Consider the following 22,549-nt stretch of genomic DNA (forward strand, 5'->3'; position numbering starts at 1 on the left):
CATCGATCTGGTCCTGCCGTACCCACTTGCGCAGGGTCTCGGTCGTGCCGATGCCCAGCTTCTGGGCGACCGCTTTCATCGCGGCCCACTCGGTGCCGTACTCCGGCCGCACCTCGGCGACCATCCGCACCGCACGACGGCGCAGCTCAAGCGGGTAGGGGGAAGGACGTGCCATGACTCGATCCTCTCAAACGATCGAGTCCCTACCGAACCCGGAACGGTTCAGTCGGCCAGTTGCTGTCCTACGATGCCCCCGCCCGCGAGGCGCGCGGGTGGTGACGTCGGGGGGAATGGATGCTGGCCGAGGAGTACGGGTACCAGGTGTCGCCGCGGCCCGCGGCGGACACGGTGGGGGTCCGGGCTCAGGTGGAGGAGTTCCGGAAGAATGCGCAGCGCCGGGTGCTGTGGTTGGCCTTGGGCTCGCTCGTCTTCCTCGGTGTCTTCTACGCCATCTTCCGTGAAGATCCCGTGATCGTGCTCATACCCGTGACCGCGATGGTGCTGGGTCTGCTGGCGGGCTACCGCACGGCCTGTGTGAAGGCCCCCCGGAAGTTGCTGGCCCTCCTGGAGAACAGTCGCTGGCAGGTCTGGCCGTGCCGTCTGGAGGAGATCGAGGGGAAGGTGGTGCAGCGCCGCGTGGTGCTGCTGGCACCAGACCGGAGTGTCGCCGCCTCGTTCGTGTCGGTGGTCCCGCACAGCGTGTGGCTCGGGATGACCGACGGGCGGGGGGTGCTGTGGATCGCCGGTGATCTGCGGTTCCAGGGAGTGGCGGCCGTGCCCGGCGGCCGCCCGTTGTGGGTCATCGAACCGGAGAAGCCCGCACAGAGGTCGGCCGCGCCCGCGGCGGGTGGTGCCGGCGGGTCGGGCTTCGACGAGCTGGTCTCCGAGGCCCGTTCGGCGGTCGTGTGGAACATGCTGAACTGAACCGGCGCTGCGGGGAGCGAATCCGTCCGTTCGTCCGGCAGTCGGCGTCGGCACGGTTACGGGTACATGAGCATGCGGCGCTCGACGCGGCCGAGGCCGTGCTCGTCTGAGGCTTCCGAGGACAGAACAAGGCGTTGTGCTCACGCCGGCCGGGGCACAGCCTGCGACGGCTCCGAGTCGGGGCGGGCCCGGACGCGAGGTCGGTGCTACCGCGAAGTGATCCGGGCCGCCACCGTCAGAACGGGGGATACCGTGTGTCCCCGAAGCTGGTCGCCATCGCGACGAGCGAAATGAGGGAAAGCGGCGTCTCGTGGTACACAGGCTCCCGCACGATCGGCCAGAACGCCCCGCGCAACGTCCCCGTCAGCTATTTCCTCCCTGGAACGCAGGGCGCGATGTCCAACGGGGACACACTGAGCCGACACGACACGATGGTCTTCCGCGTCGCAACGGGAGGCGAGACCACCGGTACGGCACGACTCAACGTAGGCGGAACCATTGTCGTCGTTCGATGATCTCTTGACACAGGTGAGCGCCAGTGCGGCTCAAGTGGCGGCATCGCTCAGCCGCCTGAGCGGTGTCGGCGTTCGGGTGACGGCTGTGCGGTCCCATGACGACAGTGAGCTGCGCTCCCAAGGGTCGTCGCTGCTGGGCGTGGCCTTGGAGAGCGACTACCTGGAGGCCGCCGTCGACCTCTCCATCCACGATGAGGAAGTACGCGTCTTCATCAATGCCCAACAAGGGCCTGCGGGGCTGGTCGAACAGCTCGCTCACGCAGTGGTGGACAGCGGCCAGGAGATCTTGGGCAGCACGCCCTTTCCGCCCTGCCCCGGGCATTCCCACCCGATGACCGTCGCGGCCTCGGGGGGTCGTGTCTTCTGGTGCTGTCCCAGCGCTCCCGACACGGCGATTGCGATCCTCGTGGAAACCGCCGATGCTGGACAACCGCGTTCCTCGAAGTGGCCTTCGGACACGTGACGAGCCAGTGCGCGTAGCGCGCGGCTCCTGCGTTGCCGAAGGACGTGTTCGGTATCCCCGCTCATTCGCTCAGGAGCCGCACGGCTTCCCGACTCGCCGAAGCCGCATCGCACCGCGATGACCGATGACCGTGGCGGCAACACAACGTACTCATGACCTCTGCGAACACGTATCGAGGCGTCCGAGGGTGGTACGCCCTTTCGGCGCTTCTCCGTCGAGCGTACGAAACGGAACACCCGTCTCGGACCATGCGACAGGCCGCCTGCCCGCTACCGCAGCGTGATCCGCGCCGCCACCGGCAGGTGGTCGCTTGCCGTCCTGGGCAGGGTACGGATGCCGTGGACAGTGGCCGAGCGGGCCATCACCTGGTCGATGCGGGCGACCGGGAAGGCGGCCGGGAAGGAGAGGGCGAAGCCGCGGGGCGGGGTGGTGAGCCGGGAGGTGAGGGGCGTCAGGGCGCGGTCGTGGACCGTGGCGTTGAGGTCGCCCATGAGGATCACGTGCCGTACCGGCTCGGCGGCGACCGCGCTGCCCAGGCGGCGGGCGCTCTCGTCGCGCCAGGATGAGGCGAGGCCGGTCGGGCGGATGCGGACCGACGGCAGGTGGACGACGTAGGCGGCGAGGCGGCCGTGCGGGGTGTGGACCTCGGCACGCAGGCCGCGGTTCCACGGCTCGGTGATGCCGCGGGGCCTGATGTCGAGGGCGCGGGCGCCGGTGAGGGGGTGCTTCGACCAGAGGCCGACGGTGCCCCGGACCTCGTGGTGCGGGTAGTCCGCCCGCAGCGCCTTCTCGTAGGCCGGGACGGCTTCCGGGAGCAGTTCTTGGAGGGCGATGAGGTCCGGTTCGACGGCGGCCAGGGCGCGGGCCGTGGACGTCGGGTCGGGGTTCTCGTCGCTCACGTTGTGCTGGACGACGGTCAGGTCACGGAGCCCCGGGCTCCCTGCGGGCAGGAGCAGCTCGCCGAAGAGGTGGGTCCAGGCGGCCACGGGGAGCAGGAGGGCGACCAGGGTGAGGGCCGAGCGGCGGATCAGGGCCAGGACGAGCAGCACCGGCACGGCCAGGGCGAGCCAGGGCAGGAAGCTCTCCAGCAGACTGCCCAGGCGGCCCACCGAGTTGGGCACCGCGCGGTGGAAGGCCAGGAGTCCGGCCGTCAGGACCGCCAGTGCGGCGAGCACGCGCCCGCGCACCCATGCGGGGCCACGGGTCCACGCGGGTCTGCGAGGCCGTGGCGCCCGCAGAGGGACGCGGCGCGGGGGCGTTCCGTCCGTTCGCTGCACCGTGCACGGCCCCCTGTCGTGTGATGATCAACAGGACGCCGGGGACGGCACGGTCGGTTCCCCGGGGCGGAACCGTGGACTCCGGGCCGTCAGTCCCGGTCGCCCCGTTCCATGCAGAACTCGTTGCCCTCCGGGTCGGCCAACGTGACCCAGCCTCGGCCGTCCGGCCGCGTGTGGTCGGCCAGTTGGCGGGCGCCCAGGGACAGGGCCCGGGCCACTTCCTCGGCGCGGGTGCGGCCGGTCGGCCTCAGGTCGAGGTGGACGCGGTTCTTGGCCGTCTTGCCCTCCGTCACGCGGACGAAGAGCAGGCCGGGGCCTCCGTCCGGGTCCGCGATCAGCGCTTCCGGGTCGCCGGGCTTGTCGTCGTCGGCCAGTGGCTTGCCCAGCAGGGCGCTCCAGAACTGGGCCAGGTCGTATGGGTCCCCCGTGCAGTCGAAGGTGAGGTGGCGGATGGTGGGGTGCAACGGTCCTCCGGTGGTGGGGTGGCGCGGTCCGCGGGGCCCAGGGCGCAACCTCCGTGTGGTCCCCGGGGGTTCGGCGCCCGGGTTCCTCGGACCGCGGTACGCACGCAGCATGTCCCTCGGGGGCGGAGGCGTCATACGGTTTTCGGCGGGATCCCGCCCTCGGAGGCCGCGCCCACCCACGGAGCCGCGCCGGCCCACTGAGCCCGCGCCGACCCACGGAGGCTCCGTCCTCGAAGGCCGCGCCCACCCGCCGATGCCCCACCCACCGATGCCCCTCACGCCGATGCCCCGCACGCACGGAGGCCCCACGCACGGAGGCAGCGCTCTCCCACGGAGGCTCCACCCACGGAGCCCGTGCCCGGGGCTGCGACCGCCCCCGACCCGCCGCCGTCCGCGGAACCGCCGCCCGGACGGGACGTGCGCCGGGCGATCGGTGCGCTGGACGGCAGCGGGGCAGGGGCGGTCAGAGGCCGAGGCGGTCGCGGTCAGGGGCCGGGACGGCCGCGGGCCGGGCGGCGTCCGGAGCGGCGCGCGCCGGCCCCCGGGGTCACTGGGCCGGGGACAGCTCCGCGCGGCCGAAGAGGAGGGCGTAGCCAGGGGGCAGCTGGTCCAGGATGCGGGTGATCAGGTCGTCACCGGCCAGCGTGGGCAGCACGCTGAGGACCGAGCTGACGTCCCAGCGGGCCGTCGCCGGCGTCGCGCCCTCGATCCGGGTGGCCACCGAGTCGACGAACTCCGCCGCCGTCAGCGGACGGGTCGCCGGGACCTGCGAGGCGACCACCCGCGCCGCCTCCTCGGGGAGGGCACGGGCCAGCTCCACCCGCTCGTCGCCGACGACGTGGCCGCCGAGGGCCGACAGGACGACACGGGTGACGCTCTCCGCCTCCGCCCTCGTCGCGTACTGGCCCGACTCGCGTACGGCGTCGACGAGTTCCCGCCACCGCTCGGCGTCCCCGCCGCCCGGGGTGCGGGCGACACGGTCGTGCTGCGGGGCCGGAATCCCCCGGCCCCGGTACGAAGGCGCGGGCTTGTTCGGGGTCATCGTCGTCATCGTGCTCTGGACTCCTCTCCTGCTGCGGGCCTGCGACGCCCTCCGGAACCGGCGGGCAGGGGGTCGCGCCCCGCGACGGCCGGTCCGCGGGGCGCCTTCGGGCTTCGAGCGGCGCTTCAGCCGCGGAGCTGCTTGCGTCCGCCGCCCCCGCTGATCCGGATGCGGCGCGGCTTCGCCTGTTCGGCCACCGGGATGCGCAGGGTCAGGACGCCGGCGTCGTAGGACGCGTCGATGCGCTCGGTGTCCAGGGTGTCGCCCAGGAAGAGCTGACGGGTGAACGTGCCGCTGGGGCGCTCGGCGACGAGGATGTCGGCGCCCTCGGGGGCCGGGGAACGGCGCTCGGCGCGCACGGTCAGGACGTTGCGCTCGACGTCCAGCTCGATCGTCTCGGGGTCGACGCCGGGGAGGTCGAAGTGGACGAGGAAGTCGTCCCCGGAGCGGTAGGCGTCCATCGGCACGGCTGCGGGACGGCCCGCGGGCCCGTCACCGAAGAACTGCTGCGCGAGGCGGTCGAGGTCACGGAAGGGGTCGGTACGCATGAGCATCACTGGTCACTCCTCTCCTCGGGTCCGGTCAGTGCGATGCCCGTACTTCTTATATAGCTCGGAGGAGGAAACTTGACAAGTGGCGACTCAACTAAGGCACCTCACCCCAGACCACCAGGCCATGGGTACCCTCGGGACGTAGGGAGACGGGCATGAGACGGACGTGGAACCGGCTCCCTTCGGGGGAGCACGGGAAGGCAGGGCGACGTGGCGAGGATCCCCAGTTCGGTGGTGGCGGCGAGCGGGCTCGTCGGCGGCTACGCGGTGGCCCGCTGGACGCGGCAGCGCCCGCTGGGCGGGGTCGTCCTCGCCGCCGCGGGGACGGCCGCCGCCCGGCAGTGGCGGCAGCGCGCCGGAGGGCCGGCCGCGGGCGCGCTGACGGCCGCCTACATCGCCGCGTTCGCCGGGTCGCACCCGCTGGCCAAGAGGGTGGGTGCCTGGCCGTCCGTGTTCGGGGTGGCCGGTGCCATGGCGCTAGCGTCCTGGGCAGTGGCCGACCGGCGCGGCTGAGCAGCCGGGCCGGTCGGCCACCACGTCAGGTGACCGACCGCCGGACACCCCACGTCAGGTGACCGCCCGCCGGGGCACCCCTCATCAGCCGGCCGACCGCCGCGCCTCCACCCCCGGGCCGCCCGGTCCCGAGCCCGCCGGCTCCGCCGCGGTGAGCGGTGTGGCGATGTCCTCCAGTGCGCGGCGTTCCGCGTTCACCGCGAGGAACACGGCCACCAGACCCGCCGCGCACATCAGGCCGGCGCCGATCTGGAAGGCCAGCACGGTGTCGGCGACCTGGCCGGTGTTGGTGAGTTCCGCGAACAGCAGCGGGCCGCTGATGCCGCCGGCGGCGGTGCCGATGGCGTAGAAGAAGGCGATGGACATGGCGCGGGTCTCCATCGGGAAGATCTCGGACACCGTGAGGTAGGCGCTGGAGGCGCCCGCCGAGGCGAAGAACAGCACCGCGCACCAGCAGGCCGTCATGGTCGTCGCGTCCAGGGACCCGCGGTCGAACAGCCAGGCCGTGCCGAACAGCAGCACACCGGAGAGCAGATACGTGCCGGAGATCATCACCCGGCGGCCGACGGTGTCGAACAGCTTGCCCAGCAGCAGCGGGCCGAGGAAGTTGCCGAGCGCGATGACGGCGAAGTAGTAGCCGGTGTGGCCGCTGGCCACGTCGAAGAACTGGGTGAGGATCGCGCCGAAGCCGAAGGTGATGGCGTTGTAGAGGAACGCCTGGCCGATGAAGAGGGAGAAGCCGAGCGTGGCCCGCCTGCGGTACCGGGAGAGGATCGTGCGGGCGATCTCCGTGAACGACACGCTGCGGCGCTGGCGGATGGTCAGCTCACCCTCGGGCGCGGGGAGGGCCTCGCCCCGCTCCTCCTCCACCCGGCGTTCGATCTCGGAGACGATGCGTTCGGCCTCGTCGTCACGGCCGTGGATCAGCAGCCAGCGCGGGCTCTCCGGGACGTGCCGGCGGACCAGGAGGATCACCAGGGCGAGGACCGCGCCGAGGGCGAAGGAGAGCCGCCAGCCCACGTCGGCCGGGAAGATCGACGTGTCGAGCGCGACGATCGACAGCAGGGCGCCGCCGACCGCGCCGAGCCAGTAGCTGCCGTTGATGAGCAGGCCGACGCGGCCCCGGTAGTGGGCCGGGATCAGCTCGTCGATGGCGGAGTTGATGGCCGCGTACTCGCCGCCGATGCCGAAGCCGGTCAGGAAGCGGAAGAGGAAGAACCACCAGGTGTCGAAGGCCAGCGCGGTCAGCGCGGTGGCCCCCAGGTAGACCGCCAGGGTGATCATGAAGAGCTTCTTGCGGCCCCACAGGTCGGTGAGGCGGCCCCAGAAGAGGGCGCCGGTACAGGCACCGGCCACGTAGAGGGCGGCGGAGATGCCGGTGACCTCGCCGGAGGTGATGGGCAGTCCGCTGCCGGGCTCGGACAGGCGGGCGGCGATGTTGCCGACGATGGTCACCTCGAAACCGTCGAGGATCCATACCGTGCCGAGGCCGATGACGATCGACCAGTGCCAGCGGGACCAGGGCAGGCGGTCCAGACGGGCGGGAATGCTGGTGGTGACGGTGCGTCCGGTCCCGGACCGCGCGGTGGTCATGGCCCCCTCCTCGGCTCCTCGACGACTCGCCCGGACCGGGTCCTGGACGCCGTGGCGGGCGTGGCCGGGATCCCGGGGAGCGAACCACCGTCGGATGCCCTGAAGACGGCCCTTCACGCCCCCGCGCGGTGCCGGGGCCGCCCGCCCGCACCCCCACGCGCCGCCGAGGCCCCTCGTCCGCACCCCCACGCGGCGCCGAGGCCCCTCGTCCGCTCACCCGCCCGACGCCAAGGCCCCTCGCCCGCTCACCCGCCGGACGCCAAGGCCACCTATCCGCTCACCCAAGCGGCGCGGAGGACCCTCGCCCGCTCACCCACCCGACGCCGAGACCCCTCGCCCGCTCACCCACCCGACGCCGGGGCCTACGCCCCCAGCGCCCGCGAGACCGTGTGGATGAGCAGACCGACCAGCGACCCCACCACCGTGCCGTTGATCCGGATGAACTGCAGGTCCCGGCCGATGTTCGCCTCGATCTTCTTCGTGGTGTGCTCGGGGTCCCAGCTCGCCACCGTGTCCGTGATCAGGGAGGTGATCTCCTTGCGGTAGGTGGTGACCACGTACACCGCGGCGCTCTCCAGCCAGCCGTCGACCTTGCCCTGCAGCTTGGCGTCGGCGGACATCCGGGACCCCAGGGAGAGCAGCGAGGCGCGCACCCGCAGCCGCAGCTCGCTGCGCTCGTCCTCGGCCGCCGCGACGATCATCGCGCGGACGGCGGTCCACGCCGAGGCGATGAGGTCCTGGACCTCGCCGCGGCCGAGGATCTCGCCCTTCAGGCGCTCCACCCGGGCGCGGGTCTCGGTGTCGGACTGGAGGTCGGAGGCGAAGTCGGTGAGGAAGCGGTCCAGCGCGCCGCGCGCGGGGTGCTCGGGCATGTCCCGCATCTCGGTGACGAAGCGCAGCAGTTCCTTGTAGACGCGCTCGCCGACCTTGCGGTCCACGAACCGCGGGGTCCAGCCGGGCGCGCCGACGTGGACGGCCTCCATCACCGTGTCGCCGTGCAGCACCAGCCAGTCGTGGGCCCGGTTCACCACCAGGTCGACGGCCCGCTTGTGGCCGCCGTCGGCCACGATCCGGTCCAGCATCTTGCCCATGCCGGGCGCGATCTCCTGGGCGTCGGCGCGCCGGGTGATGGCCTCGCCGACCACGGCCTGGACGTCGGAGTCGCGCAGCACGGCCAGCGCACCGCGCAGGGCCGCCGCGAGCTCGGCGGTGACCCGGTCGGCGTGCTCGGGGACGGCGAGCCAGGCGCCCAGCCGGCTGCCGATGCCCACGGCGCGCAGCCGGCCCCGCACGACCTCCTCGGAGAGGAAGTTCTCCCCGACGAACTCCCCCAGGGACACGCCGAGCTGGTCCTTCTTCCGGGGAATGATCGCCGTGTGCGGGATGGGCAGGCCCAGCGGGTGGCGGAAGAGGGCGGTGACCGCGAACCAGTCGGCGACCGCGCCGACCATGCCCGCCTCGGCCGCGGCGGCCACGTACCCCGCCCAGGCACCGGCGCCCCGGTGCGCGGCCCACTCGGCGAGCACGTAGACCACGGCCACGAAGACCAGCAGGCCGGTGGCGGTGAGCTTCATCCGGCGCACACCGCGCCGCTTCTCCTCGTCCGCCGGGCTGAACGCGGTCATCGCGCGGTTCGACACGGCGCCGGGACGGGCATGCTGCCCCTCGGCGCCGCTTCCTGCGGTTTCCGGTGCTTCGGTCCGTTCCATCCACTCCACCCGCTCGGTGATCCCTCACACATTGTCCCTTCCCGACCGACTCCCGGAACGGAACAGGAGTTCCCGGCGTCTGTCCCGAGGGGGACTGCGAGGGGGGTCGCAGGCCGCCCGCCGCCCGTGACGCATCATGGGTACGTCGGACCGGAGCCTCGGGGCTCCCACCTCCCGAGGAGAACAGCACAGCATGACCAGGGGACGTGACGGGGGCTCGGGCTCGCCCCCAGCGAAGCAGCGCGCCCTGCTGGCCGCGGTCCTCGCCGCGATCGTGGCCCTGTCCGCCGCCCTGTACCTGGGCGTCGCGGCCGACGACGGCACCGAGCGGCGCGACACCCTCGCCGGCGGCCGCGCCCCGCACAACCCGGCCGCACCCGCCTCCACCGGGACCTGGGTCGCCTCCTGGGCCACCGCGCCCGTCGGCGGCGAACCCGGCACCGAGACCACCGGGCTGGCGGGCCGCTCGGTGCGCAACGTCGTCCACACCAGCGCCGGCGGTACGAGTGCCCGCGTCACGCTGTCCAATCTCTACGGGCAGTCCCCGCTGACCGTGACGCACGCGTCGATCGCCCTGGCGGCCGGACCCGGCGGTGCCGCCGCCGTCACCGGCACCCTGCGCCCGCTCACCTTCACCGGCAGCCGCTCCGTCGTCGTCCCGGCGGGCGCCCAGGTGACCAGCGACCCGGTGCGCATCACCGTCCCCCGGGACGGCGACGTCCTGATCACCACCTACTCCCCCACCCCGTCCGGGCCCGTCACGTACCACCCGCGGGCCCGCCAGATCTCCTACGTCGCCGAGGGGCAGCACACCGCGGACACCACCGGTGCCCCGTACACCACGCAGACCGGCTACTGGCGGTACGTGACCGCGCTGGACGTGCTCAGCAGCGAGGCGGACGGCACCCTCGTCGCGTTCGGCGACTCCCTCACCGACGGGGTCACCTCCGGCGTCGGCGCCAACAACCGGTGGCCGGACGTCCTCTCCGACCGGCTTGGCGCCGCCCGGGACGAAGGGCGGGACGTGCCCCGGCTCAGCGTCGTCAACGAGGGCATCAGCGGCAACCGCGTCCTCACCGACGGCCTCGGCCGCCCGCCGGAGAACCCCAGCGGCCTCAACCGCTTCGGCCGGGACGTCCTCGGCCGCACCAACGTGCGGACCGTCGTCGTCGACCTCGGCATCAACGACATCCTGCGCCACCCCGGCGCCGGTGACCCGGACCGGATCCTGGACGGCCTGCGCACCCTCGTCGACCGGGCCCACGCCCGCGGCTTGAAGGTCGTCGGCGCCACCCTGATGCCGTTCGGCGGGCACCCCGGCCACACCGGGGAGCGGGAGGCGGTGCGGCAGCGGATCAACGCGGAGATCCGCTCCGGGCGGGTCTTCGACGCGGTCGTCGACTTCGACAAGGCGCTGCGCGACCCCTACGACCCGCGCCGCCTGCGTCCCGTCTACGACTCCGGCGACCACCTCCACCCCAGCGACCGCGGCTACACGCGGATGGCGCAGGTCCTCGACCTCGACGAGCTGAGCGGCGGCGCCCCGGCGCAGTTGTGACGGGGCGCGGGTGTGCCCGCCGGCCGGTGACAGATCCTCCGATCCTCGGATCCTCCGGGGCCGCGGCGGGACGGCAGCGGTAGCGCCTGGGCCGTACGAGGGCCGGCATGCGGACAGGGCGCGGGGCACCGGGTCACACGAGTTACGGGTCACGGGTCACGGGCCGCCCGCAGGTGAAGGGTCACCGGCCGGTGGGAGCGACCCGCCGATGGGGGGCGACCCGCCGGTCACGCCGCCCGGGGGCCGGGCCGGGACCGCACTCAGTGCCCGCCGTGTCCGCCCCGCCCGTCACGGCGCTCGAAGCGTTCCTCCGGGCCCGAGCCGTGCAGGCCGTGCAGGCCGCCGTCCCAGGACGTGGAGCCCGAGGAGGCGTCCAGCTCCCGGCGTCGGGCCTTGCGCTCCAGCTTCTGACGGCGGCGCTCCTCGCGCAGCCGCTGCTTCTCCGCACGGGGCAGCTTGCGCTGCACCCCGACCCCGCCCCAGAAGGCGAAGCCGGTGACGATCACCCGGGGTGCGCCCGGCTCCGCCGGAACGCCCTCCTCCCGGTGGTCGAAGCCGCCCATGATGCCGATCCCGCGCACCACGACCTCGACGCCCGGCGGGACGGTGATGTCCACCCCGCCCATGATCGCGATCGCGTTGATCACGATCTCCCGGTCGGCGAAGTTCGCCTCCCGCAGGTCGATGTCCCCGCCGCCCCAGAACGCGAAGCAGTTGAACTGCCGCGGCGCCGTCCAGTGACCCTTGCGCTGGAACCCCGACATCACCGCGACCGCCCACGACGACCGGCCGGCGTCGTCGCCGCCCACGATCCGCCCGGCCCAGTCGTCGGAGGGGGCCGGGTCCTTGGTCAGCGACACCGCCGGGGCGTCGACGCCGGCGGCCGGCAGATCGCGGGTGATCGGCGCCAGTTCGCCGTACGTGCGCGCCCGGTAGGTGGCGTCCAGCCGCTCCCCGAACTCCTCCATGTCCAAGCGCCCTTCGGCGAGCGCCTCGCGCAGGATGTCGGCGACCCGTTCGCGGTCACTGTCGGAGGCACGGAGGTCCGGGGCGGCGTCGTCGGTCATACCCGTCAGCCTACGATTTCCCGCCGTCCGTCGGCTACGACGTCGGACGGGCCGCCCGCCCGGCCCGCTCCCGTCCCCGGCCCACCCCCGAACGCCCCCGGCGGCCGGCAGCCGTCCCGGCCCGCGCCTCCCCCACCCCTCGCCCTCCCCGTCCCGCGCCCCCGCCCTCCCCGCCCGGCCGGGCCCCATGCGTGTGAGAAGCCGCATCCGACGCGGACGCGCCGCGTCGACACGGAACTGTTCCCCGGATGCGACAGTCTTCAATAGAAGGAGCGCACCAGGCGTACAGCGACGAACGAGGCGAAACAGGAGTCCGTGCACGACATGAGCGACGAGCCGCAGCCACAGCCCGGCCCGGGCTGGGCCCCGAGAGAGCCACAGGCGGCCGACGCCCCGCAGGGCACGGCGGAGGGCGGGCGCAGGCGCACCGGCTGGCGTCGCCTGATCCCCACCTGGCGGATGGTGCTCGGCACCGTCGTGGTCGGCGGCCTGCTGCTGGTCGGAGCCTTCTTCCTCGGCTACCACCTGGTGAAGATCCCGCCCGCCAACGCCCTCGCCACGAAGCAGGCCAACGTCTACCTGTACGCCGACGGCTCGGTCATCGCCCGCGACGGCGAGGTCAACCGGGAGAACGTCACGCTCGACCGCGTCTCCAAGGACGCCCGGCACGCGGTGCTGGCCGCCGAGGACCGCGACTTCTACACGCAGTCCGCCGTCGACCCCAAGGCCATGGTCCGGGCCGCCTGGAACACCGCCACCGGCAAGGGCAAGCAGTCCGGCTCCACCATCACCCAGCAGTACGTGAAGAACTACTACCTGCGGCAGGAGCAGACCGTCACCCGCAAGGTGAAGGAGTTCTTCATCGCGATCAAGCTGGACCGGGAGCAGACCAAGGACCAGATCCTCGAGGGCTACCTCAACACCAGCTACTTCGGCCGCAACGCCTACGGCATCCAGGCCGCCGCGCAGGCCTACTACGGCATGGACGCCAAGGACCTCGACGCCGGCCGCGCCGCCTACCTGGCCGCGCTGGTCAACGCGCCCAGCCAGTACGACGTCGTCGCGCACCCGGAGAACCGCCGGGCCGCGGAGTCCCGCTGGAACTACGTCCTGGACGGCATGGTCGAGAAGGACTGGCTCAGCGAGTCCGAGCGGGCCGGCATGAAGTTCCCCATGCCGAAGGAGAGCACCACGTCCACCGGCATGTCCGGACAGCGCGGTTACATCGTCCGCATCGTCAAGGACCACCTGGTGCAGAACCGGATCGTCGCCGAGGAGGAACTCGACCGGGGCGGCTACCGCATCACCACCACGCTCCAGAAGGACAAGCAGGACGCCTTCGTCGACGCCGTCAACGACAAGCTGATGGACCGCCTCGACAAGAAGAACCGCAAGGTCGACACCTACGTCCGGGCCGGCGGCGCCTCCGTGGACCCGAAGACCGGCAAGGTCGTGGCGATGTACAACGGCATCGACTACGTCAAGCAGTACACCCCGAACGCGACCCGCCGGGACTACCAGGTCGGCTCCATCTTCAAGCCGATCGTCTTCACCTCCGCCGTGGAGAACAAGTCGAACACCCAGGACGGCCGGCTCATCACGCCCAACACCGTCTACGACGGCACCAACAAGCGCCCGGTGCAGGGCTGGTCCGGCCACTACGCCCCCGAGAACGAGGACCACGTCTCCTACGGCGACGTCACCGTGCGCGAGGCCACCGACAAGTCCGTCAACTCGGTGTACGCGCAGATGGCCGTGGACGTCGGCTCCGAGAAGGTGATGCAGACCGCCGTCGACCTCGGCATCCCGGCCAAGACGCCGTCGCTGACGCCGAGCCCGTCGATCGCGCTCGGGGTGGCCACCGCCAGCGTGCTGGACATGGCGGAGGCGTACGCGACGCTCGCCAACCACGGCCGGCACGGCACGTACACCATGATCGAGAAGGTGACGAAGGACGGCCGGGAGACGGTGGAGCTGCCGAAGCGGCAGACCCGGCAGGCCGTCAGCCGCCAGGCCGCCGACACCGCCACCTCCGTGCTGCGCGGCGTCGTGCAGAACGGCACCGGCACCGCCGCCCTCGACGCCGGACGGCCCGCCGCGGGCAAGACCGGCACCGCCGAGGAGGACAAGGCGGCCTGGTTCGCCGGCTACACCCCCGACCTCGCCACCGTCGTCGCCGTGATGGGCCAGGACCCCGAGACCGGCGCCCAGAAGAAGCTGTACGGCGCCATGGGCCTGCCCCGCGTCAACGGCGGCGGCGTCCCGGCCGAGATCTGGGCGCAGTTCACCCGGGAGGCCCTGGAGGGCGAGCCGGTGAAGGAGTTCGACCTCGACCTCCAGGTGGGCGCCGACCAGGTCCAGCCCCTGCCGAGCGACGCCACCCCCGCCGACCCCGGCGCCGGCGAGGAGGACGAGGACCGCTCGCCCACGCCCGGCGGGCCGGAGAGCGGCACCGAGACTCCCGGGGACGATCCGGGGCAGACCGGGGGCCAGACCGACGGCCAGACGCAGGGCCAGACCGACGGCGGCACCGGCACCCCGGACGGCGGAACCACCGAGGGCGGCACCACCGACGGCGGCACCGGCACCGGCGGCACCACCGGGGACCCCACGGGCGGCACCGGGGACGGCGGCGCCGACGGCACCGGCGGCATCGACCAGGGCGGCCTCACCGGCACGCTCACCGGCGGCCGCAGACAGTGAGCGGCGAAGGGTGAGCCGGCCGCGGCCGTGAGCGGCCTGCGCGCGTTGCGGACCCGGACCACGGTCCGCGGTCCGCGGACGGCGGACGGCGGACGGCGGACCACGGACCCCGTGCCCCGGACACGCCAGAGGCAGCCGGACACGGCCAAGCGGCCCGACGCAGCCGAGCCGGCCGGAGACGGCAGACAGAGCCGGGCCCGGACACAGGCACGGCGGACAGAGCCCGGCCCGGACACAGGCACGGCGGAGGGGGCCGGTGACCACCGTGGTCACCGGCCCCCTCCGTCACACAGTCGGCGGACCTACAGGTACAGGCCGGTCGAGTCCTCGGAGCCCTCGAACCGGTCCGCGGCCACCGCGTGCAGGTCGCGCTCCCGCATCAGCACGTAGGGCACGCCCCGCACCTCCACCTCGGCGCGGTCCTCCGGGTCGAACAGCACCCGGTCGCCGGGCTCCACCGTCCGGACGTTCTGCCCGACGGCCACCACCTCGGCCCAGGCCAGCCGCCGGCCCACCGCGGCGGTCGCGGGAATCAGGATGCCGCCCCCGGAACGCCGCTCGCCCTCGGTGGTGTCCTGCCGGACGAGCACACGGTCGTGCAGCATCCGGATGGGCAGCTTGTCGTGCTGGGAGCCGTGGTCGTTACTGTTGGCGCTCACGCTCTGAAACCTACCTGCCCGTACCGCCCACGCACGCGGGCGGGGTCAGCTCCGCCGCCGGCGCGAGCCCATCGCCAGCAGTCCCACGACGCCGACCAGCAGCACCGCTGCCGGCACGACCCGCTCCATACGGGGAGACCCGTCCTCGTCCACGAACTGGGCCTTCACCTCGCTCAGCGCGGCGTTGACCCCGACGTAGGCGCGGCCCAGCGTGTGGTCCACGTGGGAGACGACCCGGGCCTTGGCGTCGTCCACGATCGTCTTCGGGTGCACCCGCACGCCGATCTCGTCCAGGGTCTCGGCCAGCACCGCGCGACGGCGCCGGATGTCCGCCTCGATCTCCGCCGGGGTCCTGGTGTCCGCCGTGTCCGCCACCGTGTCGCCTCCGAAGTCTGCTGGATCCGTGAATCCGCTGATGTGAATCCGCTGAAACCGCTCTTACCTGTGCCGGACAGTCTGTCAGCTTCGCGCCGAGCCGCACCGTCAGCACCCCCGGTTACCCTCGATCCCGGCACCCGATCCACCCAGCGCGCACGTACGAGGAGACAGACCGATGAGTGAACGCCTCCAGCCCGGGGACGAGGCCCCCGCCTTCACCCTGCCCGACGCCGACGGCAACGAGGTGTCCCTCGCCGACCGCAGGGGCCGCAAGGTCATCGTGTACTTCTACCCCGCCGCCCTCACCCCGGGCTGCACCAAGCAGGCCTGCGACTTCACCGACAACCTCGACCTGCTGGCCGGCGCGGGGTACGACGTGATCGGCATCTCGCCGGACAAGCCGGAGAAGCTGGCCGCGTTCCGCGAGAAGGAGTCCCTGAAGGTCACCCTGCTCGCCGACCCCGACAAGAAGGCCCTGGAGGCGTACGGGGCGTTCGGGGAGAAGAAGAACTACGGCAGGACGTACCTGGGCGTCATCCGCTCCACGATCGTGGTGGACGAGGAGGGCAAGGTGGAGCACGCCTTCTACAACGTGCGGGCCACCGGACACGTGGCCAAGATCATCAAGGATCTCGGCATCTGATGCGGCTGCCCGGCCGCTAGCATGGCCGGGCAGCATCGAGCGGCCGTGGTGGAACTGGCAGTCACGCTGGGTTTAGGTCCCAGTGGGGTAACTCCCGTGAGGGTTCGAGTCCCTCCGGCCGCACCAGTGTTCAGCCCACCGGCGCGTTCGGCCCACCGGTTCGTCAGCTCAGCGGTGCGCTCGGCCGACCGGTTCGTTCAGCCCAGCGATTCGTCAGCCCACCAGTTCGCGGATCACCGGCACGAGCGCGCGGAACGCCTTGCCGCGGTGACTGATCGCGTTCTTCTCGGCGGCCGTCAGCTCCGCACAGGTCCGGCTCTCGCCGTCCGGCTGGAGGATCGGGTCGTAGCCGAAGCCGCCGGTGCCGGACGGGCTGTGGCGCAGGACGCCGGTCAGGCGGCCCTCGACGACCCGTTCCGTGCCGTCGGGCAGGGCCAGGGCCGCCGCGCAGGCGAAGTAGGCGCCGCGGTGCTCGTCGGCGATGTCGGAGAGCTGGGCGAGGAGCAGGTCCAGGTTGGCCCGGTCGTCGCCGTGGGTGCCGGCCCAGCGGGCGGAGAAGATGCCGGGGGCGCCGCCGAGGACGTCGACGCAGAGGCCCGAGTCGTCGGCGACGGCGGGCAGGCCGGTGGCGCGGGCGAGGGCGTGTGCCTTGAGGAGGGCGTTCTCGGCGAAGGTGACGCCGGTCTCCTTGACGTCGGGGACCTCGGGGTGGGCGTCGGCGCCGACGAGTTCGTGGGGCAGGCCCGCGTCGGCGAGGATCGACCTGAGTTCGGTGATCTTTCCGGCGTTGCGGGTGGCGAGGATCAGGCGGGTCATGGCGTCCAGTATCCCGGCCGGCGCGGGCCGCCCGTCACGGTGTGCAGACCTTGGTGAGTTCCCCGGCCGCGTCGGTGACGGGGCTGAGGTCGGGGGTCTTGTCACCGTTCTCGATGGAGGTGCGCACGTTGCCGACGGCCCGGTCGAGGTCGTCGACGGCCTTGCCGACGTCGGCGTTGTCGGTCGTGTCGGCGAGCTCGTCGAGGTTCTTGTCGATGGAGGTGAGGGACTCCTCGAGCTGGGTGACGTCGTTCGAGGCGTTGTCCACGGCCTGCTGCATCTCCGTCACGCTGTCGGCGATGGCGTCGGCGGTCCGGACGCAGTCCAGCGCCTTGTCGACGGCGGCACAGCCGGTGGTGAGTCCGGCGGTCAGCGCGACGGCCGCCAGGGTGGCGGCGACGGCTGCGGTGCGGCGTCGGCGGCTCGCGGCCATGGGTGGGGTCCTCCCTCGTGCGGGCCGGGTGGGCCCGGTGACTGGGCGGGCGCGCGGAGTCGGCCGTGCGCCCGTTACCGGTTCAGACGCGGCGGTGACCGGCGCGGTTGCCCGTGCCGGCCACCGGAGTCGGGGCGCGCTTCACCTTTCGAGGACGGTGGCGAGCGCGGCTTGCTGGGCGTCGGCGAGGGTGGTGCAGCCGGCCACGGCGAGGTCGAGGAGCGCGTTGAGTTCGTCGCGGGCGAACGGTTCGGCCTCGGCGGTGCCCTGCACCTCGACGAAGCGGCCGTCGCCGGTGCAGACGACGTTCATGTCGGTGTCGGCCTTGACGTCCTCCTCGTAGCGGAGGTCGAGCAGGGGGGTGCCGTCGACGATGCCGACGGAGACGGCGCTGACGGTGCCGGTGAGGGGGCGGCGGCCCGCGCGGACCAGCTTGTTCGCCTGGGCCCAGGCGACGGCGTCGGCGAGGGCGACGTAGGCGCCCGTGATGGCGGCGGTGCGGGTGCCGCCGTCGGCCTGGAGGACGTCGCAGTCGAGGACGACGGTGTTCTCGCCCAGGGCCTTGTAGTCGATGACGGCGCGCAGCGAACGCCCGATGAGGCGGCTGATCTCGTGGGTGCGTCCGCCGATGCGGCCACGGACGGACTCGCGGTCGCCGCGGGTGTTGGTGGCGCGCGGGAGCATGGAGTACTCGGCGGTGACCCAGCCCTCGCCGCTGCCCTTGCGCCAGCGGGGGACGCCCTCGGTGACGGAGGCGGTGCACAGCACCTTGGTGTCGCCGAAGGAGACGAGGACGGAGCCTTCGGCGTGCTTGCTCCAGCCGCGTTCGATGGTGACGGGGCGGAGCTGTTCGGGGGTGCGGCCGTCGATGCGTGACATGGCGCAAGAGCCTAGCCGTCCGTGCGGGGCGGCCCGTGCCCGAGGTGCGCCAGGGCCCCCGCCCGGCTCGGGGAGGGGGCCCTGGGACCTCGCGTCGGCGGGAACGCCGGCGCGGTGCGCGCGCCGCGCATCTCACATGAGGTCTTCGATCTCCGCCGCGATGGGGTCGGCGTCGGTGCCGATGACGACCTGGATGGCGCTGCCCATCTTGACGACACCGTGGGCTCCGGCGGCCTTCAGGGCGGCTTCGTCGACCTTGGCCGGGTCGACGACCTCGGTCCTCAGGCGGGTGATGCAGCCTTCGACTTCCTCGATGTTGTCGATGCCGCCGAGTCCGGCAACGATCTTCTCAGCCTTGGTGGCCATGTTCGCACTCCCTGATCCGAACCGCTTTGTCGCAGTAACCCACAGTTGGCCCAACTTTGCGAGCGGTCATGTCGTGGGTGCCCAAGGATGGCGTCACGACAGCGGAACCGTCATCAACTGGTCTACACCACCCGGTGGACCGGCGACAAACCCGCGGCCAGCGGCGCCCGGGCACCGCCGGACCGGACGAACACCGGACGAGCGTCCAGCGAAGGGGACCGGATGAGTGCCGACAGTCCCGCGAACGCGGCGAACGGGGTCAGCCCCGTCCGCGAGCGGTGGAACCGGTTCTTCCAGGGCCTGCAGAAGATGGGCCGCAGTCTGCAGCTGCCGATCGCGGTGCTGCCGGCGGCCGGCATCCTCAACCGGCTGGGACAGCCGGACGTCTTCGGCGACGACGGCCTGGGCTGGACGAACGTCTCCAAGGTGATGGCCGGCGCGGGCGGCGCGCTGCTGGACGGATCGCTGGGCCTGCCGCTGCTGTTCTGCGTGGGCGTGGCCATCGGCATGGCCAAGAAGTCGGACGGCTCGACGGCGCTGGCGGCCGTGGCGGGCTTCCTCGTCTACTACAACGTGCTCCGCCAGTTCCCGGAGGACTGCCCCGAGGGCTCCACGGCGGTGCAGGCCATCGGCTGCCAGGTGACGGAGGACCCGGCGACGGTGACGCCGTTCACCTTCCAGAACCCGGGAGTGTTCGGCGGCATCGTGATCGGCCTGATGGCAGCGTACTTCTGGCAGCGCTTCCACCGCACCAAGCTGGTCGACTGGCTGGGCTTCTTCAACGGCCGCCGCCTGGTGCCGATCATCATGGCGTTCGCCGCGATCGTGTTCGCGGCACTGTGCCTGTGGGTGTGGCCGCCGATCGGCGACGCGCTGGAGAGCTTCAGCGACTGGATGACCGACCTGGGCGCGTGGGGTGCGGGCGTCTTCGGCGTCGCCAACCGGGCCCTGCTGGTGGTGGGCCTGCACCAGTTCCTGAACGTGCCCATCTGGTTCCAGTTCGGCAGCTACACCAAGCCGGACGGGACGGTGGTCCACGGCGACATCAACATGTTCCTGGCGGGCGACCCGAACGCCGGGCAGTTCCTGTCGGGCTTCTTCCCGATCATGATGTTCGCGCTGCCGGCGGCGGCGCTGGCGATCACGCACTGCGCGCGTCCGGAGCGGCGCAAGGAGGTCGGCGGCCTGATGCTGTCGGTGGCGCTGACGTCGTTCGTCACCGGCATCACCGAGCCGATCGAGTACTCCTTCCTGTTCGTCGCCCCGGCGCTCTACGTGATCCACGCGCTGCTGACGGGCGCCTCGATGGCGGTGACGTGGGGGCTCGGGGTGCACGACGGCTTCAGCTTCTCGGCGGGACTGATCGACTACGTCATCAACTGGAACCTGGCGACCAAGCCATGGCTGATCATCCCCATCGGCCTGTGCTTCGCCGCGCTGTACTACGTGATCTTCCGCTTCGCGATCACCAAGTTCGACCTGAAGACCCCGGGACGGGAACGGGAGGAAGAGGTGGAGGACACCACCAAGGCGTGATCCGGCCCCGACCCCCTAGGGTGGGGGCGGCTCCACCGGCCCTCGGACCTGTCGGTCCGGGGGTCTTTCGCTGCGCCCGAAGGCGTTCCCACTGGCCGCGGCATCGGATTCCGCTTCGCCTCCGCGGCAGCCACGGTGCGTAGCACCGTGGTTGCGATTCTGACGGGTTCCTTATATGGGCCACATCGTGTTAGAACAGGTCTACACCACTCAGTGGTGTAGACCACCACCGATGGAGGACGTATGAGTACCGCCACCGCATCGGCGGCCCCCGCGAAGAAGCGGGGATCCGGCCTTTTCCAAGGCCTGCAGAAGGTGGGCCGCAGCCTTCAGCTCCCGATCGCCGTGCTGCCGGCGGCGGGCATCCTGCTCCGCCTGGGCCAGCCGGACGTGTTCGGCGAGGACGGGTTCGGCTGGGACCGGGTAGCGGCCGTCTTCGCCACCGCGGGTGGCGCGATCTTCGACAACCTGCCGCTGCTGTTCTGCGTCGGTGTGGCCATCGGCTTCGCCAAGAAGTCCGACGGCTCCACGGCGCTCGCCGCACTGGTCGGCTTCCTCGTCTACAGCAACGTCCTGAAGGCATTCCCCGTCACCGAGGCGAAGGTGCAGGCGGGCGAGGACATAGCCGCGACCTACAACAACCCCGGTGTCCTCGGCGGCATCATCATGGGTCTGCTGGCGGCGGTGCTGTGGCAGCGCTACCACCGCAAGAAGCTGGTCGACTGGCTCGGCTTCTTCAACGGCCGCCGTCTCGTCCCGATCATCATGGCCTTCGTCGGCACCGCGATGGGTGTCTTCTTCGGCCTGGTCTGGGAGCCGATCGGTGAGGGCATCTCCAACGTCGGCGAGTGGATCACCTCGCTGGGCGCCGTCGGCGCCGGCCTGTTCGGTCTGATCAACCGCGCGCTGATCCCGGTCGGCATGCACCAGTTCGTCAACACCGTCTCCTGGTTCCAGATCGGTGACTTCACCAACGCCGCGGGCGAGGTCGTCCACGGTGACCTGAACCGGTTCTTCGCCGGTGACCCGGACGCCGGTCTGTTCATGTCGGGCTTCTTCCCGATCATGATGTTCGGTCTGCCGGCCGCCGCGATCGCCATCGCGCACGCCGCCCGCCCCGAGCGCCGCAAGGCCGTGATGGGCATGATGGTCTCCCTCGCGCTGACCTCCTTCGTGACCGGTGTGACCGAGCCGATCGAGTTCGCGTTCATGTTCATCGCCCCGGCGCTGTACGTGATCCACGCGGTGCTCACCGCCCTGTCCATGGCGATCACCTGGGCGCTCGGGGTGCACGCGGGCTTCACCTTCTCGGCGGGCGCCATCGACTACGGGCTCAACTGGAACCTGGCGACCAAGCCATGGCTGATCATCCCGATCGGCCTGGTGTTCGCGGCGATCTACTACGTGGTCTTCCGCTTCGCCATCGTCAAGTTCAACCTGCCGACTCCGGGCCGTGAGCCGGAGGAGGAGGTCGAGGACACCACCAAGGCGTAGGACCGCCCCCGCGGCGGGTCCGTGCGAAGGCCCCCGGCACCGTGACGGTGCCGGGGGCCTTCCCCGTGGGCGGGCGGCGGTCCGCCTCCGGACGTCAGACCTGGTACGTGACCCCCGGCGCCGCCAGTTCCACCGGGCCGTCGTAGACCGCGCGGGCGTCGCGCAGGTTGACCTGCGGGTCGGTCCAGGGGGCGATGTGGGTGAGGACCAGGCGGCGGGCGCCCGCCCGGGCGGCGGTCTCCCCCGCCTCTCGCCCGTTCAGGTGCAGGTCGGGGATGTTCTCCTTGCCGTGGGTGAAGGCGGCCTCGCACAGGAACAGGTCGGCGTCGCGGGCGAGTTCGTCCAGCACCGGGGTGACGCCCGTGTCGCCGGAGTACGTCAGCGTGCGCCCGCCGTGCTCGATGCGGATGCCGTACGCCTCCACCGGGTGCGCCACCCGGTCGGTGTGCACGGTGAACGGGCCGATCTCGAAGGTGGACGGCTTGACCGTGTGGAAGTCGAACACCTCGCTCATGGAGGAGGCCGAGGGCGTGTCGGCGTAGGCGGTGGTGAGCCGGTGCTCGGTGCCCTCGGGGCCGTAGACCGGGAGGGGGTCGCAACGGCCGCCGTCGTGCCGGTAGTAGCGCGCGACGAAGTAACCGCACATGTCGATGCAGTGGTCCGCGTGCAGGTGGCTGAGGAAGATCGCGTCGAGGTCGTAGAGACCGCAGTGGCGCTGCAGCTCGCCCAGGGCACCGTTGCCCATGTCGAGGAGCAGCCGGAAGCCGTCGGCCTCGAGGAGGTAGCTCGAGCAGGCCGAATCCACGGACGGGAACGACCCCGAGCAGCCGACGACGGTGAGCTTCATGGAGCAGAAACCTCCGCTGCGGGGATGTGAGAACGGGGGTTGTGCGGTCCGTCGAGCGTAAGACGCAAAACGTGTGGTCGCTCCTTCACCGAGGGCGGTTGTGGGGGAACTCACCTGCG

Annotated in this window: 23 protein-coding genes, 1 tRNA gene and 1 pseudogene; 10 read left to right on the top strand and 15 right to left on the bottom strand. The window is 71.9% G+C overall.

What is annotated here, in order from left to right:
- A pseudogene (locus tag AB0F01_RS22750) lies at nucleotides 1-175 on the bottom strand (IS3 family transposase); the annotation flags it as partial.
- A 119-nt stretch (nucleotides 176-294) separates the two neighbouring features.
- Between AB0F01_RS22750 and AB0F01_RS22755 the strand changes: the two are divergent.
- The 3 genes from AB0F01_RS22755 to AB0F01_RS22765 all read left to right on the top strand — a co-directional run bounded on the left by AB0F01_RS22755 (nucleotide 295) and on the right by AB0F01_RS22765 (nucleotide 1,902).
- Nucleotides 295-924 (top strand): hypothetical protein, encoded by a 630-nt coding sequence (locus AB0F01_RS22755; RefSeq protein ID WP_362098680.1) that lies wholly within the window; start codon nucleotides 295-297, stop codon nucleotides 922-924.
- A gap of 254 nt (nucleotides 925-1,178) precedes the next feature.
- On the top strand, nucleotides 1,179-1,439 hold the full coding sequence (locus AB0F01_RS22760; RefSeq protein WP_362098683.1) for a hypothetical protein: 261 nt from the start codon (nucleotides 1,179-1,181) through the stop codon (nucleotides 1,437-1,439).
- A 4-nt stretch (nucleotides 1,440-1,443) separates the two neighbouring features.
- Nucleotides 1,444-1,902, top strand: coding sequence for a hypothetical protein (locus tag AB0F01_RS22765; RefSeq protein ID WP_362098686.1), 459 nt, complete (start codon nucleotides 1,444-1,446; stop codon nucleotides 1,900-1,902).
- 269 nt (nucleotides 1,903-2,171) lie between these two features.
- On the opposite strand, the gene AB0F01_RS22770 is transcribed toward AB0F01_RS22765, so the two are convergent.
- The 4 genes from AB0F01_RS22770 to AB0F01_RS22785 all read right to left on the bottom strand — a co-directional run bounded on the left by AB0F01_RS22770 (nucleotide 2,172) and on the right by AB0F01_RS22785 (nucleotide 5,239).
- On the bottom strand, nucleotides 2,172-3,077 hold the full coding sequence (locus AB0F01_RS22770) for an endonuclease/exonuclease/phosphatase family protein (RefSeq protein WP_362098689.1): 906 nt from the start codon (nucleotides 3,075-3,077) through the stop codon (nucleotides 2,172-2,174).
- A 191-nt stretch (nucleotides 3,078-3,268) separates the two neighbouring features.
- Entirely contained in the window at nucleotides 3,269-3,643 is a 375-nt protein-coding gene (locus tag AB0F01_RS22775; RefSeq protein WP_362098692.1) for a VOC family protein, read from the bottom strand.
- Between the two features lie 547 nt (nucleotides 3,644-4,190).
- Nucleotides 4,191-4,694, bottom strand: coding sequence for a DUF2267 domain-containing protein (locus tag AB0F01_RS22780; protein WP_362098695.1), 504 nt, complete (start codon nucleotides 4,692-4,694; stop codon nucleotides 4,191-4,193).
- A gap of 116 nt (nucleotides 4,695-4,810) precedes the next feature.
- Nucleotides 4,811-5,239, bottom strand: coding sequence for an Hsp20/alpha crystallin family protein (locus tag AB0F01_RS22785; RefSeq protein WP_362098697.1), 429 nt, complete (start codon nucleotides 5,237-5,239; stop codon nucleotides 4,811-4,813).
- Between the two features lie 207 nt (nucleotides 5,240-5,446).
- Here AB0F01_RS22785 and AB0F01_RS22790 point away from each other — a divergent pair, with 207 nt between their 5' ends.
- Nucleotides 5,447-5,749 (top strand): hypothetical protein, encoded by a 303-nt coding sequence (locus tag AB0F01_RS22790; protein ID WP_362098700.1) that lies wholly within the window; start codon nucleotides 5,447-5,449, stop codon nucleotides 5,747-5,749.
- 84 nt (nucleotides 5,750-5,833) lie between these two features.
- Here the strand turns inward: AB0F01_RS22790 and AB0F01_RS22795 are convergent, their stop codons facing one another.
- Nucleotides 5,834-7,342, bottom strand: a complete 1,509-nt coding sequence (locus AB0F01_RS22795) for an MFS transporter (protein WP_362098703.1) — start codon at nucleotides 7,340-7,342, stop codon at nucleotides 5,834-5,836.
- A 362-nt stretch (nucleotides 7,343-7,704) separates the two neighbouring features.
- A complete protein-coding gene (locus AB0F01_RS22800) occupies nucleotides 7,705-9,051 on the bottom strand; it encodes a DUF445 domain-containing protein (RefSeq protein ID WP_362098706.1) in 1,347 nt (448 codons plus the stop codon).
- Between the two features lie 193 nt (nucleotides 9,052-9,244).
- On the opposite strand from AB0F01_RS22800, the gene AB0F01_RS22805 reads away from it, so the two are divergent.
- Nucleotides 9,245-10,609, top strand: coding sequence for an SGNH/GDSL hydrolase family protein (locus AB0F01_RS22805; protein ID WP_362098708.1), 1,365 nt, complete (start codon nucleotides 9,245-9,247; stop codon nucleotides 10,607-10,609).
- A gap of 260 nt (nucleotides 10,610-10,869) precedes the next feature.
- On the opposite strand, the gene AB0F01_RS22810 is transcribed toward AB0F01_RS22805, so the two are convergent.
- The gene (locus tag AB0F01_RS22810) at nucleotides 10,870-11,676 is read right to left on the bottom strand and encodes a DUF1707 domain-containing protein (RefSeq protein ID WP_362098710.1); all 807 of its coding nucleotides are present in this window, start codon (nucleotides 11,674-11,676) and stop codon (nucleotides 10,870-10,872) included.
- Between the two features lie 324 nt (nucleotides 11,677-12,000).
- On the opposite strand from AB0F01_RS22810, the gene AB0F01_RS22815 reads away from it, so the two are divergent.
- The gene (locus tag AB0F01_RS22815; RefSeq protein WP_362098713.1) at nucleotides 12,001-14,379 is read left to right on the top strand and encodes a transglycosylase domain-containing protein; all 2,379 of its coding nucleotides are present in this window, start codon (nucleotides 12,001-12,003) and stop codon (nucleotides 14,377-14,379) included.
- Nucleotides 14,380-14,681: 302 nt separating this feature from the next.
- Here the strand turns inward: AB0F01_RS22815 and AB0F01_RS22820 are convergent, their stop codons facing one another.
- Both AB0F01_RS22820 and AB0F01_RS22825 read right to left on the bottom strand, forming a co-directional pair.
- Nucleotides 14,682-15,038, bottom strand: a complete 357-nt coding sequence (locus tag AB0F01_RS22820; protein WP_362098716.1) for a co-chaperone GroES — start codon at nucleotides 15,036-15,038, stop codon at nucleotides 14,682-14,684.
- Nucleotides 15,039-15,083: 45 nt separating this feature from the next.
- Entirely contained in the window at nucleotides 15,084-15,413 is a 330-nt protein-coding gene (locus AB0F01_RS22825) for a DUF3618 domain-containing protein (RefSeq protein WP_362098719.1), read from the bottom strand.
- A gap of 178 nt (nucleotides 15,414-15,591) precedes the next feature.
- Between AB0F01_RS22825 and bcp the strand changes: the two genes are divergently transcribed.
- Nucleotides 15,592-16,059 (top strand): thioredoxin-dependent thiol peroxidase, encoded by a 468-nt coding sequence (gene bcp, locus AB0F01_RS22830; RefSeq protein ID WP_362098721.1) that lies wholly within the window; start codon nucleotides 15,592-15,594, stop codon nucleotides 16,057-16,059.
- 39 nt (nucleotides 16,060-16,098) lie between these two features.
- Nucleotides 16,099-16,185: transfer RNA gene (locus tag AB0F01_RS22835), tRNA-Leu, on the top strand.
- An 87-nt stretch (nucleotides 16,186-16,272) separates the two neighbouring features.
- Here the strand turns inward: AB0F01_RS22835 and rdgB are convergent.
- From rdgB to AB0F01_RS22855, 4 genes are all read right to left on the bottom strand, one after another.
- Complete coding sequence (gene rdgB, locus AB0F01_RS22840) at nucleotides 16,273-16,875, bottom strand: RdgB/HAM1 family non-canonical purine NTP pyrophosphatase (protein WP_362098724.1); 603 nt, start codon at nucleotides 16,873-16,875, stop codon at nucleotides 16,273-16,275.
- Nucleotides 16,876-16,909: 34 nt separating this feature from the next.
- A complete protein-coding gene (locus AB0F01_RS22845) occupies nucleotides 16,910-17,308 on the bottom strand; it encodes a hypothetical protein (protein WP_362098727.1) in 399 nt (132 codons plus the stop codon).
- Nucleotides 17,309-17,449: 141 nt separating this feature from the next.
- Nucleotides 17,450-18,187 (bottom strand): ribonuclease PH, encoded by a 738-nt coding sequence (gene rph, locus AB0F01_RS22850; protein ID WP_362098729.1) that lies wholly within the window; start codon nucleotides 18,185-18,187, stop codon nucleotides 17,450-17,452.
- Between the two features lie 132 nt (nucleotides 18,188-18,319).
- Nucleotides 18,320-18,553: a PTS glucose/sucrose transporter subunit IIB gene (locus tag AB0F01_RS22855; protein WP_217127552.1), complete on the bottom strand. Its 234-nt coding sequence runs from the start codon at nucleotides 18,551-18,553 to the stop codon at nucleotides 18,320-18,322.
- Nucleotides 18,554-18,775: 222 nt separating this feature from the next.
- Between AB0F01_RS22855 and AB0F01_RS22860 the strand changes: the two genes are divergently transcribed.
- A complete protein-coding gene (locus tag AB0F01_RS22860; RefSeq protein WP_362098732.1) occupies nucleotides 18,776-20,089 on the top strand; it encodes a PTS transporter subunit EIIC in 1,314 nt (437 codons plus the stop codon).
- Nucleotides 20,090-20,332: 243 nt separating this feature from the next.
- Nucleotides 20,333-21,583 (top strand): PTS transporter subunit EIIC, encoded by a 1,251-nt coding sequence (locus AB0F01_RS22865; RefSeq protein WP_362098735.1) that lies wholly within the window; start codon nucleotides 20,333-20,335, stop codon nucleotides 21,581-21,583.
- Between the two features lie 94 nt (nucleotides 21,584-21,677).
- Here AB0F01_RS22865 and AB0F01_RS22870 read toward each other — a convergent pair whose 3' ends face one another.
- Nucleotides 21,678-22,430: an MBL fold metallo-hydrolase gene (locus tag AB0F01_RS22870; protein WP_362098738.1), complete on the bottom strand. Its 753-nt coding sequence runs from the start codon at nucleotides 22,428-22,430 to the stop codon at nucleotides 21,678-21,680.
- Nucleotides 22,431-22,549: the final 119 nt, after the last annotated feature.

This window comes from Streptomyces sp. NPDC029526 (assembly GCF_040637405.1).
Classification (GTDB): domain Bacteria; phylum Actinomycetota; class Actinomycetes; order Streptomycetales; family Streptomycetaceae; genus Streptomyces.

Coding starts and splice junctions, on each gene's coding strand:
- rph (WP_362098729.1), bottom strand. CDS start 18,187: ATGTCACGCATCGACGGCCGCACCCCCGAACAGCTCCGCCCCGTCACC.
- rdgB (WP_362098724.1), bottom strand. CDS start 16,875: ATGACCCGCCTGATCCTCGCCACCCGCAACGCCGGAAAGATCACCGAA.
- AB0F01_RS22800 (WP_362098706.1), bottom strand. CDS start 9,051: ATGGAACGGACCGAAGCACCGGAAACCGCAGGAAGCGGCGCCGAGGGG.
- AB0F01_RS22805 (WP_362098708.1), top strand. CDS start 9,245: ATGACCAGGGGACGTGACGGGGGCTCGGGCTCGCCCCCAGCGAAGCAG.
- AB0F01_RS22865 (WP_362098735.1), top strand. CDS start 20,333: ATGAGTACCGCCACCGCATCGGCGGCCCCCGCGAAGAAGCGGGGATCC.
- AB0F01_RS22815 (WP_362098713.1), top strand. CDS start 12,001: ATGAGCGACGAGCCGCAGCCACAGCCCGGCCCGGGCTGGGCCCCGAGA.
- AB0F01_RS22810 (WP_362098710.1), bottom strand. CDS start 11,676: ATGACCGACGACGCCGCCCCGGACCTCCGTGCCTCCGACAGTGACCGC.
- AB0F01_RS22785 (WP_362098697.1), bottom strand. CDS start 5,239: ATGCTCATGCGTACCGACCCCTTCCGTGACCTCGACCGCCTCGCGCAG.
- AB0F01_RS22860 (WP_362098732.1), top strand. CDS start 18,776: ATGAGTGCCGACAGTCCCGCGAACGCGGCGAACGGGGTCAGCCCCGTC.
- AB0F01_RS22870 (WP_362098738.1), bottom strand. CDS start 22,430: ATGAAGCTCACCGTCGTCGGCTGCTCGGGGTCGTTCCCGTCCGTGGAT.
- AB0F01_RS22780 (WP_362098695.1), bottom strand. CDS start 4,694: ATGACGACGATGACCCCGAACAAGCCCGCGCCTTCGTACCGGGGCCGG.
- AB0F01_RS22855 (WP_217127552.1), bottom strand. CDS start 18,553: ATGGCCACCAAGGCTGAGAAGATCGTTGCCGGACTCGGCGGCATCGAC.
- AB0F01_RS22755 (WP_362098680.1), top strand. CDS start 295: ATGCTGGCCGAGGAGTACGGGTACCAGGTGTCGCCGCGGCCCGCGGCG.
- AB0F01_RS22845 (WP_362098727.1), bottom strand. CDS start 17,308: ATGGCCGCGAGCCGCCGACGCCGCACCGCAGCCGTCGCCGCCACCCTG.
- bcp (WP_362098721.1), top strand. CDS start 15,592: ATGAGTGAACGCCTCCAGCCCGGGGACGAGGCCCCCGCCTTCACCCTG.
- AB0F01_RS22795 (WP_362098703.1), bottom strand. CDS start 7,342: ATGACCACCGCGCGGTCCGGGACCGGACGCACCGTCACCACCAGCATT.